We start from the raw sequence: 13,309 nt of genomic DNA, 5'->3' as shown, positions 1-13,309 counted from the left end.
GCGACGCGCTCGCGGCAAAGCGCCGCCGTCGTGTTGTGAAAAGCACCAGTGGGGCATATCCGGCCGGGCGCCTGAAAGAACTGCCGATCCGGCGTAGCATGTCTCTTCCGTATTTTCCAGGAGGATGCCCTTGATGACACCAGCCACCAACCAGCGGGTCCTGCTCGCTTCCCGTCCCGATGGCCTGCCGCGGCTCGACAACTTCCGCATCGTGCAGGAACCGGTCCCCGTTCCCGCCGACGGCCAGCTGCTGCTGGAAATCCTCTACCTCTCGCTCGACCCCTATATGCGGGGCAGGATGGACGATGCGAAATCGTACGCGGAACCGGTGCCGGTCGGCGGCGTCATGGAAGGCGGCACGGTTGCGCGCGTGGTGGTCTCGCGGAGACCGGACTTCGCGGTGGACGATATTGTGCTGTCACACTCGGGCTGGCAGCGCTATGCGCTGTCCGATGGCGCCAACCTGCGCAAGCTGGACCCGTCCCTGGCGCCGCCCAGCACGGCGCTCGGCGTGCTGGGCATGCCCGGCTTTACCGCATGGACGGGCCTGCTGCAGATCGGCCGCCCGAAGCCGGGCGAGACCGTGGTGGTGGCCGCGGCAAGCGGTGCGGTCGGCTCGGCGGTGGGGCAGATCGCCCGCATCCATGGCGCGCGGGCGGTCGGCATTGCGGGCGGATCCGACAAATGCGCCTTCGTGCGCGACGAGCTGGGCTTCGACGCCGTGATCGACCACCGCGCGCCCGATTTCGCACAGCAGCTGGCAAGCGCCTGCCCGGATGGGATCGACGTCTACTTCGAAAATGTCGGCGGCAGGGTCTGGGACGCGGTGTTCCCGCTGCTGAACGACTTCGCCAGGGTGCCGGTCTGCGGCCTGATCTCCCAGTACAACGCCTTGCCGCAGGCCGCGCCCGGCGCCGACCGGCTGGCCCTCGTCATGCGCGACGTGCTGAAGAAGAGCCTGACCATCCGCGGCTTCATCCAGCGCGAGTTCGCGGAGCTGCGTCCGGCCTTCCTGGAGCAGGCCGGGCAATGGATCAGGGAGGGACGCCTGCGCTACCGTGAAGATATCGTCGACGGGCTGGAACAGGCGCCGGCGGCCTTCATCGATTTGCTGCAAGGGCATAACTTCGGCAAGCTCGTCGTCAGGCTTGCAGGCTGATGGAACAAGGGTTCGCGTGCCGGACACGCTGCCTGGCCTGGCAGGCAGCGTAACCGTGGCTCCACGCGAATCAGGCAGTCAGCAAGAAGTACATGGCGCCGTAACTGAGTGCGGCCGTCATGATCAAGAGAACAACACCCAGCAGCGGATACAAGTTCTTGCCCGATTCCCGCTTGGCCCGGCGTGAGGGGATATACCTGAGATGGTTTGTCTTGAAGAGATTCATTGGGACCCCCGCTCGTATTGCTTATGCATCGCACATTACGCCTCGCGCCTGAAGTTTCAAGCGTCAGACCGGGATCGGAAATGATTGGTTACAAATTCCTTGATAAAGCTTGCGGTAGCTTAACAAGTACGTATTAAAAGATGACAAACGCTCATCTTCCACTTGTGCACGCTAACGTACAGACTGCCGCGTTGGAAAAGAGGCATACTGCGATCACTCCATTGAATGAGCCCGCTACCGCTTTCGAGACTGCCATGCTGCCCACTTTCGTGACCCTGGTTGCCGTAATCGTCCTTGCGACGCTGCTGCCCCTGTTGCGATGTACAGGGTGGTGGATACGCGACCTCGATTTTCCGCGGCTGCAACTGGCCGTCCTGTCGCTCGCAGTACTGGTCGGGCAGTTCCTGTTCCTAGAGTGGCGCGACAGCCCCTTTTACCTGTTGCTGGCAGCGAATGCCGCTTGTCTGGCCTATCAGGCTTGGTGGATCATTCCATACACCAAGGCTTACCCCCATGAAGTGAAAAACGCGGTGGTTGGCGGAGCGAGCCGGCAGTTCCGTATCCTGACAGCCAATGTGCTGATGCCGAACCGAAATACCGAGGGATTGATCGCCCTGATCCGTCAGCATGAGCCTGATATTTTCGTTACCTTGGAGACAGATGCATGGTGGCAAGAGCGGCTGGATGTGCTGGAAAAGGATTATCCCCATACGCTCAAGTGTCCGCTCGACAATCTGTACGGCATGCACGTCTATTCTCGGCTGCCGCTGGAGGACAGTGCCATCCAGTTCCTGGTCGAGGACGATATTCCGTCGATGCATACCTTGATCATCCTGCCGTCCGGGCACAAGGTGCGCATGCATTTCCTGCATCCGACGCCGCCCAGCCCCACGGAACACATGGAATCGACCCAGCGCGACGCCGAGCTGCTGGTGGTGGCCAAGAGCGTGGCCGAGGCCGGCCTGGAGACGCCGGTGATCGTCGCGGGCGACCTGAACGACGTGGCGTGGTCGACCACCACCCGGCTGTTCCGCAAGATCAGCGGCCTGCTCGATCCGCGCATCGGGCGCGGCATGTTCAACACCTTCCACGCCGGCTTCTGGTTCGCCCGCTGGCCGCTCGACCACCTGTTCCACAGCGAGCATTTCACGCTGTCGCATATCGAGCGCCTGCCGTCCTTCGGCTCGGACCATTTCCCGATGCTGGTGGAACTGACCTATGACAGTGCGCGTGGCGCCGGCCAGGAGGGACTGGCGGCGGACGAGGAAGACCACGAGTTGGCGGAGGAGAAGATCGCCGCCGAGGACGTGGAGGTATCGGACGTGCACGAGCCCCAGCCGTAGTGCTGCGGCTCAGGTGGCGGCGGCCCCGCTCACCAGTGCCTGGGCATATTGCCCGAAATCGTCGAGCCCGCGCTTGAGGATGGTGACCAGGGCCGGCAGCGGCGCCTCCTGGTAATCCCATTCGGCGCGGCAGAATTCGCCGGTGCGCTTGAGGTCCTCGGCCAGGGTGGGGGCGATCCAGCCATGCTCGGCCAGCAGGGTGATGACCTCGCGCTCGTCGTGCGGCAGGCCGAGGCGGGCATTGCCGATCACGTAGTCGCCCATCTCGATCGCCGCTTCCCAGGCGCGGATCACGTTGAGGGTGGCCGCATCCTGGCGCGTCAGGTCGCTCACGAAGGTGGTCGGGTCCTTCTCGTATTCCTCGCGCGCGCGCCGGCAGCAGCGTTCGATGGTGCCCGTCTTGTGTACCAGGATGTCGTCGTCCATCACACTCTCTCCGCGCGCCTGACAGAACCCTCATTGCTGCGTTGCATCGTCTCGCCGTACCAGCGTACTGTCTTTGTGGTCCGCCACTGCAGCGATGCGCCTTGCCCTGAGGGTTCTGTTAGACGCTTAATTAGATGAGAAACATCGCCGCCGCCACGCAGGTCGGTCCGAGCGCACCCAGGAACAGCCCGCCCATGCCGATCGAGCCGTCTTCGAAGCCGTCGCGCAGCAGGGCGGCGCCGGCCGGATTGGGCGCGTTGGCGATCACGGTCAGTCCGCCGCCGCCGACCGCCCCGGCCACCAGCATGTACTTGGCATGGTCGGACAGGCCCTCGATCAGCGAACCGAGGTAAGTCAGTGCCGCATTATCGGTGATTGCCGTCAGGGCCAGCGCGCCGAAGAACAGGGCGGTCGGCTCCAGGCTGGAGACCAGCGGCTGCAGCCACCACTGCTGCATGCCACCCAGCAGCACCAGTCCGGCCAGAAAGAAGCCGACCAGCAGGCCTTCCTTCAGGATCAGCGGCGACTGGTGCTTGGGATAGGCCTGGGTATAGCCGAGGAAGAACAGGAACAGGCCGATGAACAGCACCGGGTGGTGGGCCAGCAGCACCACGCCTGCCAGCAAAGCCAGGTGGACCGCGGACACGACCCAGGGCATGCGCACGTCCTCGACCACGGCGCCGGGCGCCAGGTGGCGGCGCAACAGCAGGGTGATGACGGTGGCATTGAACAGCACCGCCAGCGCGGCGCGCCAGCCGAAGGTGGCGGCCATGAAGGCGCTGTCCCAGCCCCAGGCGCCGGCAACCATCAGCACCGGAGGCGCCGCATACGAGGTGAGGGTGCCGCCGATCGAGACGTTGACGAAGAGCACGCCGATGGCGCCGTACTTCAGCCATTCGGGAATTCCGGGCCGGAATACCTGGGGCGCCAGCATCAGGGCGGCCAGCGTCATCGCGGCCGGCTCGGTGATCAGGGAGCCCGCCAGGGGCACCAGCGCCAGGCCGAGCCAGCACAGGGCCACCTCGGTGCGCACCGGCGCCAGCCGCGCCAGCAGCGCGAGCAGGTCGCGCACGGCGTCGAGCACGGGACGCGAGGCGGCGATCACCATCACCACGAACACGAACAGCGGCTCGGTATAGTGGCGCGATTCAGCGTAGGCAACGGCTTCGGCGCTGCCGGCCAGCAAGGCCATGGCGAGCACCAGCACGAAAGCCCAGAAGCCGAACACGACTTCGACTTCGCCCAGCAGGTGGAACAGGCCGGCATGGCGCGGATGGCGCCTGGCCAGCGAATGGAACAGCTTGGTAGAAAAGGTGTGGACGAGGGCGATCGCGAACAGGATGGCGCCGGTGAGCTGGAGGGTGGTCACGGGCGTGCTCCGTGGCGTGCATGAGACAGCTTCATCATTGTCTGAGCATTGTCTGAGTGTAAATGGACGAGCCGCCATTATTTCATGGATTGCAGAGCAGGGCGGCTTTTCCGGGGTATTCGCAGCTTTAGCTTCTGTCAATACCAATCGGGTAAGTGGTATGGCCAAAATGAATACATCTTGCCAAATCCAGGCTCAGCGAGTACTGTATGTTTATACAGTACTTTTTCACCAATCCCTATGAATTCCTCATCCACACCGGGGGCATTGTCCTCTGTTGCGCCGGAAGCCTTGCACCCTTCGCTGTGGCGCGCCTCGCAGCTGGCGCGCGCCGGCACGCGCTGTGTCGACACCGGGCATGCGGCGCTGTCGCCGCAGCTGCCCGGCGGCGGCTGGCCCGTTGGCACCCTGGTCGAGCTGCTGCTGCAACAGCCCGGCATCGGCGAAATGCGCCTGCTGCGCCCGGCCCTGCAAGCCTGCGCCGAACGCCGCATCGTCCTGCTCCAGCCGCCCCATCCGCCGCAAGCCCTGGCGCTGGCCGCGCTGGGCCTGCAGCCTTCGCAACTGCTGTGGCTGCGTACCAGCCGCAGCGCCGACGCGCTGTGGGCGGCCGAGCAGGTGCTGCGCAGCGGCAGCTGCGGGGCGCTGCTGTTCTGGGCCAACCACGCGCGCGGCGAAAGCCTGCGCCGCCTGCACCTGGCGGCGCAGAGCGGCGAAACCCTGTTCTTCATGCTCCGCCCGCTGGCCGCGGCGCAAGATGCTTCGCCCGCGCCCCTGCGCCTGGCGCTGCGCCCGGCGGCCGGCGGCATGCACATCGACTTCGTCAAGCGCCGGGGGCCGCAGCGCGACGCGCCGCTGTTTCTTCCGCTTGGTTTGCCCCTCACTTCTTCCCTGGTACAACGACATGCGTTTGTGGATCGGCCTGTCCCTACCCCAGCTGGCGCTCGACATCTTCAGCCCCAGCTGGTGCAGTGACCCGGGCAGCGTCGTGCTGGAGCAGGAGCGCGTGCTGGCAGTGTCGCCGGCGGCGCGCGCGGCGGGCGTGCGGCCCGGCATGCGGCGCGGCGGCGTGCTCATGCTCATGCCCGAAGCGCGGCTGCTCGAACGCAGCCCGGCGCGCGAAGCCGAGGCGCTCGACGCGGTCGCGCTGGCGATGCTGCAGTTCACGCCCCAGGTCGCACTGGCCGAGGAAGCGACGCTGCTGCTCGACATCGGCGCCAGCCTGCGCCTGTTCGGCGGCATCCGCGCCCTGTGCGCGCGCGTGCGCGCCAGCCTGCGCGCGCTCGGCTACACCGCATCGGTCAGCTGTGCGCCTACGGCGCGCGCGGCCTGGCTGCTGGCGCGCGCGGCTGCCCATGGCAGCATGGCGGAAGCGGGGCGGGGAGCGGGGCGCGGCCGCTTCCCCGGGCGTGCCTTACGGCAGGCCTCGCTCGAACGCCGCCTCGACCGCCTGCCGCTGGCCCTGCTGCCTCCGGCCCGGCCGTTTGGAGCCTGGTTCGAGGGCATCGGCTGCGAAAGCCTGGCCGAACTGCGGCGCCTGCCGCGCCCCGGCCTGCAGCGGCGCTGCGGACGCGAGCTGCTCGATATGCTCGACGCTGCCTACGGCCTGTGCCCCGAATTGTTCGAATGGGTCGCGCCGCCCGAGAGTTTCCGGGCCCGGCTGGAGCTGTTCGACCGCATCGAGCAGGCTGAACTGCTGTTGGCCGGCGCCCACCACCTGGTGCTGCAGCTGGTCGGCTGGCTGTGCGCGCGCCAGCTCGCGGTGGAACGCATCACGCTGCTGATGGAACACGAACGGGGGCGGGTGGCGATGCCGCCGACGCCGCTCGAGATCGTCCTGGCCGAGCCGGGCTGGCGCGACGAGCACCTGGTGCGCCTCCTGAAGGAGCGCCTGGCCCGGCAGGAATTGCCGGCGCCGGTGATCGGGCTCGGGCTCGAAGCGCGGCAGGTGAGGGCGATGGCGCCGCCGACCGAATCGCTGTTCCCGGAGCCCGGCGGCAGCGAGGAAGACCGGATGCGCATGCTCGAGCTGCTGGTGGCGCGGCTGGGAGCGGACAACGTGCTGCAGGCGCTGCCGCAGGCCGATTACCGGCCCGAAGTCGCCAACGAATGGGTGCCGGTGCAGCAGGAGCTGCGCCCGGCGGCGCAGGCGGCGCGCTTGCCGCCGGATGTCGGCAGCCTGCCGCGTCCGAGCTGGCTGCTGGCCAAGCCGATCGCGCTCCTGATGCGCAACCACCGGCCCTTCTACGGCTCGCCCCTGAAGGTGGCCTCGACGCCCGAACGCATCGAGGCCGGCTGGTGGAGCGAGACCCAGACCCGCGATTACTTCATTGCCGAAGGACAGGACCATAGCTTGTACTGGATCTACCGCGAGCGCATCGTCGGCGCGGGCGAGGACGCCGAGCCGCGCTGGTATTTGCACGGCCTGTTCGGATAGCGAGTACAGCCGACTGCCCAAGCTGCTGCGCTTTTGGTTTAGTCAGCAGCTCAAGGCATGGAAGCCTCGCTGCCTGGCCCATGAACGATTCAGCTGGCATCCGGGTACAGTGTGGCTCTACTGCGGGAGCAAGGCGCCGGCTTGACCTGTAGGCGACGCCTTGCCGGAGCATCATTCAAAGCAGGCGTACCGGGCTGATCCTGCGCTCCTGCGATACCAAGGAAAAATTACTTACTTTGCTTTCCGGGATGACCAGTGCACATGGATGATCGCCCATGCGTCGCCACGTTTTTCCAGCACCGCCGTTCCGGTACCGAAAGCGTGCACCGGCTTGCCACGCGAGGTCCCGCTGGTCTCCGTCTCCTCCCAGACAACGGCGGTGTTGCCGTCGATACGCTCGGTTTGCTTGAGCACCTTGCGCGTCGAGGCCTTTGCAAAATCCATATCTCCGCCCAGGTGATGGCTTGCATATTCGTCGCGTGAGCGCTCGACATAGCCGGCTTCATAGATTGCAATTTCTGGCGCCAGGAGGCTGAGGGCCTTCGCCTTATCGCCGGCTGCCAGCGCGTCGTGAAACGCTGCAAGCGTTTCCTTGGGAGACGCTGCGAAACTGGCAGCCGAGCTGGCAACCAGGATGCTCGCCAGTGCGAGTTGTTTCAGGGATGTCTTTATCATTGTTATTCCTTTGAACGAAGAAGTAGTCAAGATGCCGTTGGTGGTGGCGTCGAGCTTAGAAATGCTGCCGCTACGATTGCTGCAACGAGGAAGAATGCTTCCACTTGCAGGACCCGCGCGAACGCTTGGCCTGTCCTTGCCCCGACTGTCGTGCTCATGCCGGGCTCATCCTCATTGCACGTTTCGCGGCCCGCACCGGACTGGGTGCCATCGGTAAGGGTGCGAAGCTGCAAAAACATCGTCGGCATGACGACGAAGCGGTTCAGGCCGCCCAGCGTCGCGGCACAACATACCAACACTATTTTGACAAGTAGGCTCGTGGCATAAGGATTACCGAATGCGTTATCGAATTCGCCAAGGCCTCGCCAGGCACTGGCCAGGCCCGTCGCGAAAATCCCGATCAGTGCAATGCTTGCCGAACGCGACAGTACAGCAGTGTAGTCGGCGCACTCGCGACGGCTCTGCAAATCTGCATCAGGCCCGCTACGCATGACGATTGACCCCGCCACAAGTACTTCGCCTACCCAAAGACTGATCAGGATCAGGTGCACCCAGTCGAATGCTACGGCCCAGGTAAAGTCGCCGCCTGCTCCAGCGTGGCTGACCATGCTACGGCTGTAGAGCAGTAGGCCAATCCCCACCGTGCGAACCGTCGACCTTGTCCGGGCCCTCGGGTCACGCGCGACGGAAGCGACTCCGATGACGACGAGTGCAACGGCTCCGATCATCCACGCTGTGCCATAGTGGGTTGCGGTGATTACCGAATGAATTGCCGGCAGTGCCTCGGTCAATGGAACTTCCGCCATCGACGCTGCCTCGACCCAAAGGATCGCGACGTACGCCATCACGGCCGAGCCAGTCGCTGCAAGCACGGTCTTGCGTAAGCGAGGCAACAGCCTGCTTGCCCAGACAGACCTACCCCGGCGAAGCCAATGTGATGCGGTACTTGCACCGACGAGCACGGCAAACGACAGGTTCAGAACGGCCGTGACGGCACGCTGGAGCGACGCGAAGTCAGCTTCCAATTACTTCACCCGGAAGTTGAACTCGCCCTTTACCTTGTGCCCGTCGCGCGTGACGGTACTCCATTGGACGCGGTACGCACCGGCGTTCAACCTGGGAAAATCAGCAAGCAGCGCTTTTGCATTGGCAGGGTCCACTGCGATCTTCGACGGTTCGACAACGGCAGCATTCTCATCGACCAGCTTGATCTTACTGAACGGCAGTTCAAGCGGATCGCTGAACTGCAGGCGCACCTGAGCAGGCGCCGGACTGACGATGCTGTTGGCTTGGGGAGTCGACGCCTCGAGTTTCGTGTGAGCGATAGCAGCAGGGGCCGACATGATCGATACGATCGTAGCGGAGGCGACAAGCAGCTTTTTGATGTTCATGATGTTTCTCTGGAGTGTTCCCACATCAGGTGACTGTGGGATGGTTATGTAGCTTGGACGCTCTTAGTCGGCCTTCTGCATCTGCACAATCGTCACGGCGCCGTTGACGCGGTCTGCCGCAAACTTGACCCTGTCGCCCACGTTGACCTGTTCCAGCATCGCCCGGTCCTGCACGCGCAGGACCATCGTCATCGCCGCCATGTTGAGGTTCTTGATTTCGCCATGGCGCATGGTGATTTTTCCGGCTTCCTTGTCGATCTTCCTGACTTCCCCCTCGACCAGTTCGACCGGTGCTGCCGCCTGGTGACCGGCATGCGCTGCGTGCGAGCCGTGGCCAGCGTGGCCAGCGTGGCCAGCGTGGCCAGCGTGGCCATTGTCCTGTGCCGTTGCGAACGAGGCGCCGGCGGCCATTGCCATTGCCAGAGTCAGTTTCGAGAATGCGTTCATGTTGTTTCCTTTCGTTGGTCGATTCAGTTGTCGTGCTTGAAAACCTTGATCTTGCCGTCCGCGCGCACCCGCAGGACGTCATGGGGATGTCAGTGGTGTCCCTGGTGGCCCTTTGGTTTGCGAACAGTGACTTCAACTTCAGGCGTCTTGGCCGCGGGCATGGACTGGCCACCCGGGCTGTGGTGGCGAACGGCCGCTGGCGGCTCGCCCTTCCATTCATAGGCGACCGTGCCGGCGGGGTGCTTGTACCAGCCCGGATCCTTGTAGTCGCCAGGCTTCTGGTCCTTGCGCACCTTCAGCACAGTAAACATGCCACCCATCTCCACGCCGCCGAACGGTCCCTGGCCGGTCATCATCGGCAGGGTGTTGTCGGGCAGCGGCATTTCCATGTCGCCCATCGAACCGCCTTTCTCGCCCATGACCATGTAATCCGGAACCAGCTTGGTGATCTTCTCTGCAACGCCACGGTGGTCCACGCCGATCAAGGTCGGGACGTCGTGGCCCATCGCATTCATGGTGTGGTGCGACTTGTGGCAATGGAAAGCCCAGTCTCCCGGCTCATCCGCAATGAACTCGATCGCGCGCATCTGGCCTACCGCGACATCGGTCGTGACCTCCGGCCAGCGGGACGCCGGGCGGGTCCAGCCGCCATCGGTGCCGGTGACCTCGAACTCGTGGCCGTGCAGGTGGATCGGATGGTTGGTCATCGTCAGGTTGCCAGTGCGAATGCGTACGCGATCGCCCTGGCGTACATTCATTGTGTCGATGCCTGGGAAGGCGCGGCTGTTGAAGGTCCAAATATTGAAATCCAGCATTTCGTTGACGCGTGGCGTGTAGCTGCCCGGTTCGATGTCGTAAGCATTCAGCAGGAACACGAAGTCGCGGTCGACCCGATGATGCGCCGGATTCCTGGGGTGGGTCACCCAAAAGCCCATCATGCCCATGGCCATCTGGACCATCTCGTCCGCATGCGGGTGGTACATGAAGGTACCTGGCCGGCGCGCGACAAACTCGTACACGAAGGTCTTGCCTGGCTGGATGCCAGGCTGGGTCAGGCCAGTGACGCCGTCCATGCCGTTGGGCAGGCGCTGGCCATGCCAGTGGATGCTGGTGTGCTCCGGCAGCTTGTTGGTCACGAAGATACGCACGCGGTCGCCTTCGACCACTTCAATGGTCGGGCCGGGGCTCTGGCCGTTGTAGCCCCACAGGTTGGCCTTCATGCCCGGAGCAATCTCGCGCACCACGGGTTCGGCAATCAGGTGGAACTCCTTGACACCGTTATTCATGCGCCAGGGCAGCGACCAGCCGTTCAGCGTCACGACCGGATGGTAAGGACGGCCGTTGGGCGGAGACAGCGGCGGCTGCGTCGCTGCAGTGGTCATGATGGGTGCTTCGGGCAGGGTAGCCGCGCCGGCGCGGCTCACCAGGCCGGCGCCAACCAGTGCAGCTGCGCCAGTGAAGAAATCTCGACGAGAACTCATTGCTTGTTTCCTTGTTTAATGTGCTGGAGCTGCTTCGGTACTTGCGCCACCGGCCATACGGACGCTTGCGCCCCCGGTGCCGTTGATGGCAGCCTGCAAGTCGGTGTCGGCAATCCAGTAGTCGCGCTGCGCTTCGATCGCCGCATTGACCCCATTGATTTGTGCCCGTGCGTCCGCCAGCAGTTCGAAGACGCTCATCAGCATGCCGTTGTAACGCAACAAGGTCTCTTCTGATATCTTCTTGCGTAGCGGGACGATTTCATCGCGGTAGTGCTTCGCCACGTCGTAGCTGGTGCGGTAAGCGGAATACGCTTCCCTCACTTGGGACCGGGCCGAAATCGCGGTATCGGCAGTGCGGTGCACGGACTGCATGTAGAGAGCCTCGGCTTTTGCGGTGCGGGCGCCGCCCCAGTCAAATAGCGGCAGCGCAAGCTCGATCTCGTAGCCGTTCTCGCGCGGCTCGCCGGACTTGCTTGCGTTCATGTAGCCGGCTTCCAGTACATTCACGAAGCCGGTGGCCTTCGTCAGTCCCAATGCGCGTGCAGTCGCCTCTGTGCTCAGCTTTGCAACCCGGACGTCCAGGCGCTGCTGCATCGCAAGCGATTCGATATTGCCGGGTTCACGTGGGGCGGCTGGCAGATCGGGAAGCCGGTCGGGCAGCTGGAACGACGTGTCTGCACCCCATACTCCCATGAGCCTTGTCAGCTGCTCGCGTGCAGCTGTTGCGTTGTGGCGTGCACGCGCAAGCTGAGTGCCAGCCTCGGCGGAGAAAGCCTGCTCGCGTGCCTGGTCGAGCGCGCTCAGGTTGCCGACTTTTGCCATGCGCGCAGCCAGTTCGGCGCTGGCCTGTGCGGCCTCGCGCACCTGCTCGGCGTAGCGGGCGGACTGCGCCGCCGCCACCGCATTGAACCAGGCTTTGCGCGTGTCTGCAGCCGTGCGAACCGCTTCAGTGGCGGCAACCAGCTTGGCACTTTCGAAGCGGCGTGCTTCGATGTCCCGGCGCAGCGGAATCGTCAGCAGTCCGACGAGATCGAACATGACGCTGCGTTCGATCTCGGTTTCCCCGTGACCTGACATGCGACCGAAGCTGAAGGACGGGTTGGCCATACGGCCTGCCTGTACCAGGTCGGCCTCAGCAACGCCCAGCTCGGCAAGCGAAGCCCGCAGGCCCCGGTTGTTGAGCAGGGCGACGCGCACCGCACTATCGGCAGTCAAAGGCCGTTTCAGCAGGGCGGACAGTTCCGCCTGCACGTCGGTTTGCGCACCAGCACCACGCGGCAGACGGATATCCTGACCGATGCGCTCGGTCGTCATGGACGAAACGGCGTCGAGGCCTCCGTCCTTGGAGAAGGTCGCGCAACCGCCGAGGGTCAGGGCCATGGCGCCGATCGCGATACTGCGAAGGGCTGGATGTGTTTGTGCTGTTTTCATTGATCGGCCTCAGCTCAGTGATGCTTGTGTTGGTCCTTCGGCGCAGCAGCCGGCACCGGCTGGCGCGGCACTTCCTGGGCCGGTGAGGGCGCAGGCGCCTGGTGATGACCGGCGTGACCTGGCTGGCCAGCCACGGCCTCATTCGCAGCGCGCCAGGTCTTGTCGGGCGTCTGGGACCTGTTCGCAGGCGGCACATGGCCTGTCAGCACGGACTTATAGACGGTCGCTGGCACGGCAACGGAAGGGTCTGCCGGGTCGGGCGAACGATTGGACTGCTGCGCCTGAGCTTGAAGTGCGGCAGCGGACAGGGCGGCAAAGGCGGCCCACAGCTTGAGTTTCATTGTCAATCCTCGAAATCGGTCGTGAGGTGCGCATGCGCACCAACATCCAGGCCGCCCTGCAGCCACAGCCAAGTGGGCAGCAGAAGGCCTGGTCGATCAAGCGGATTAGTGCCTGGGAGGGCGTTGAAGGCCGTCCGGGATGAACCCGGCGATATGCTTGGCAGGAGCGACGACGACAGCTTCCGAACCGGTGAAACCAGGAACCGAGAGCGAAGGAGATGGGGGAGCGACGGCGCCGATACAGAATGCCGAGCAAGCGCTACAGGAAGAATGCGATAGCTTTCCTGCCTTTTCGTCGGTAGAACCGTCTTCTAGCGCAGTGTCAACCGAATCCATGGCGTGCATCTCATGATGAGAATGGTCATCCTCGGAGGCGGCAGCCAAGCCGTGGTCGGGCATGTGCACTGCGCTGGACTGTTGCTGAACCGGTGCGCAGGACATGTTGACGGACGCAGCCGCCGCGTGTAGCGGAAGTGCGGCCATCAGGAGCCATATCAGCAATGTCGTGAACAGACGGTTCATAGGTGCGATGAGTATAGCACGACAGATTTTGCGTTCTAACAGGCTTTGCCTGAGCAAAGCC

At 64.2% G+C, this 13,309-nt stretch carries 14 protein-coding genes; 4 read left to right on the top strand and 10 right to left on the bottom strand.

Annotated elements, in window-relative coordinates; genetic code table 11:
- The first annotated feature begins 133 nt into the window (after positions 1-133).
- Both curA and AC56KL_RS04300 read left to right on the top strand, forming a co-directional pair.
- On the top strand, positions 134-1,159 hold the full coding sequence (curA, locus tag AC56KL_RS04305) for an NADPH-dependent curcumin/dihydrocurcumin reductase (protein WP_497178957.1): 1,026 nt from the start codon (positions 134-136) through the stop codon (positions 1,157-1,159).
- Between the two features lie 480 nt (positions 1,160-1,639).
- Entirely contained in the window at positions 1,640-2,728 is a 1,089-nt protein-coding gene (locus tag AC56KL_RS04300) for an endonuclease/exonuclease/phosphatase family protein (protein WP_497178896.1), read from the top strand.
- A 9-nt stretch (positions 2,729-2,737) separates the two neighbouring features.
- Here the strand turns inward: AC56KL_RS04300 and hepT are convergent, their stop codons facing one another.
- Together hepT and AC56KL_RS04290 are read right to left on the bottom strand one after the other, a co-directional pair.
- Positions 2,738-3,154 carry a type VII toxin-antitoxin system HepT family RNase toxin gene (hepT, locus tag AC56KL_RS04295; RefSeq protein WP_497178895.1) on the bottom strand — a complete coding sequence of 139 codons (417 nt, stop codon included), beginning with the start codon at positions 3,152-3,154 and terminating at the stop codon, positions 2,738-2,740.
- Between the two features lie 130 nt (positions 3,155-3,284).
- Positions 3,285-4,523 (bottom strand): putative Na+/H+ antiporter, encoded by a 1,239-nt coding sequence (locus tag AC56KL_RS04290; RefSeq protein WP_497178894.1) that lies wholly within the window; start codon positions 4,521-4,523, stop codon positions 3,285-3,287.
- A gap of 240 nt (positions 4,524-4,763) precedes the next feature.
- On the opposite strand from AC56KL_RS04290, the gene imuA reads away from it, so the two are divergent.
- Positions 4,764-5,498 carry a translesion DNA synthesis-associated protein ImuA gene (gene imuA, locus AC56KL_RS04285; RefSeq protein ID WP_497178893.1) on the top strand — a complete coding sequence of 245 codons (735 nt, stop codon included), beginning with the start codon at positions 4,764-4,766 and terminating at the stop codon, positions 5,496-5,498.
- Positions 5,428-6,960, top strand: a complete 1,533-nt coding sequence (locus AC56KL_RS04280; RefSeq protein ID WP_497178892.1) for a Y-family DNA polymerase — start codon at positions 5,428-5,430, stop codon at positions 6,958-6,960. The genes imuA and AC56KL_RS04280 overlap by 71 nt, the downstream gene beginning before the upstream one ends.
- Positions 6,961-7,191: 231 nt before the next feature.
- On the opposite strand, the gene AC56KL_RS04275 is transcribed toward AC56KL_RS04280, so the two are convergent.
- The 8 genes from AC56KL_RS04275 to AC56KL_RS04240 all read right to left on the bottom strand — a co-directional run bounded on the left by AC56KL_RS04275 (position 7,192) and on the right by AC56KL_RS04240 (position 13,248).
- On the bottom strand, positions 7,192-7,635 hold the full coding sequence (locus tag AC56KL_RS04275) for a YybH family protein (RefSeq protein ID WP_497178891.1): 444 nt from the start codon (positions 7,633-7,635) through the stop codon (positions 7,192-7,194).
- Between the two features lie 26 nt (positions 7,636-7,661).
- The gene (locus AC56KL_RS04270; protein ID WP_497178890.1) at positions 7,662-8,660 is read right to left on the bottom strand and encodes a CopD family protein; all 999 of its coding nucleotides are present in this window, start codon (positions 8,658-8,660) and stop codon (positions 7,662-7,664) included.
- Positions 8,661-9,026 carry a copper homeostasis periplasmic binding protein CopC gene (gene copC / locus AC56KL_RS04265; RefSeq protein WP_497178889.1) on the bottom strand — a complete coding sequence of 122 codons (366 nt, stop codon included), beginning with the start codon at positions 9,024-9,026 and terminating at the stop codon, positions 8,661-8,663. It abuts the gene before it with no gap.
- A gap of 63 nt (positions 9,027-9,089) precedes the next feature.
- A complete protein-coding gene (locus AC56KL_RS04260) occupies positions 9,090-9,473 on the bottom strand; it encodes a copper-binding protein (RefSeq protein WP_497178888.1) in 384 nt (127 codons plus the stop codon).
- Positions 9,474-9,562: 89 nt separating this feature from the next.
- Positions 9,563-10,954 carry a multicopper oxidase family protein gene (locus AC56KL_RS04255; protein ID WP_497178887.1) on the bottom strand — a complete coding sequence of 464 codons (1,392 nt, stop codon included), beginning with the start codon at positions 10,952-10,954 and terminating at the stop codon, positions 9,563-9,565.
- A gap of 15 nt (positions 10,955-10,969) precedes the next feature.
- Entirely contained in the window at positions 10,970-12,385 is a 1,416-nt protein-coding gene (locus AC56KL_RS04250) for a TolC family protein (protein WP_497178886.1), read from the bottom strand.
- 14 nt (positions 12,386-12,399) lie between these two features.
- On the bottom strand, positions 12,400-12,726 hold the full coding sequence (locus AC56KL_RS04245; RefSeq protein ID WP_497178885.1) for a hypothetical protein: 327 nt from the start codon (positions 12,724-12,726) through the stop codon (positions 12,400-12,402).
- Positions 12,727-12,831: 105 nt separating this feature from the next.
- A complete protein-coding gene (locus AC56KL_RS04240; RefSeq protein ID WP_497178884.1) occupies positions 12,832-13,248 on the bottom strand; it encodes a hypothetical protein in 417 nt (138 codons plus the stop codon).
- Positions 13,249-13,309 lie beyond the last annotated feature (61 nt).

The organism is Telluria sp. ZB4P34 (genome assembly GCF_059686055.1).
Note: the sequence above shows the minus strand (reverse complement) of the source record. Positions and strands in the feature narration are given on the sequence as shown.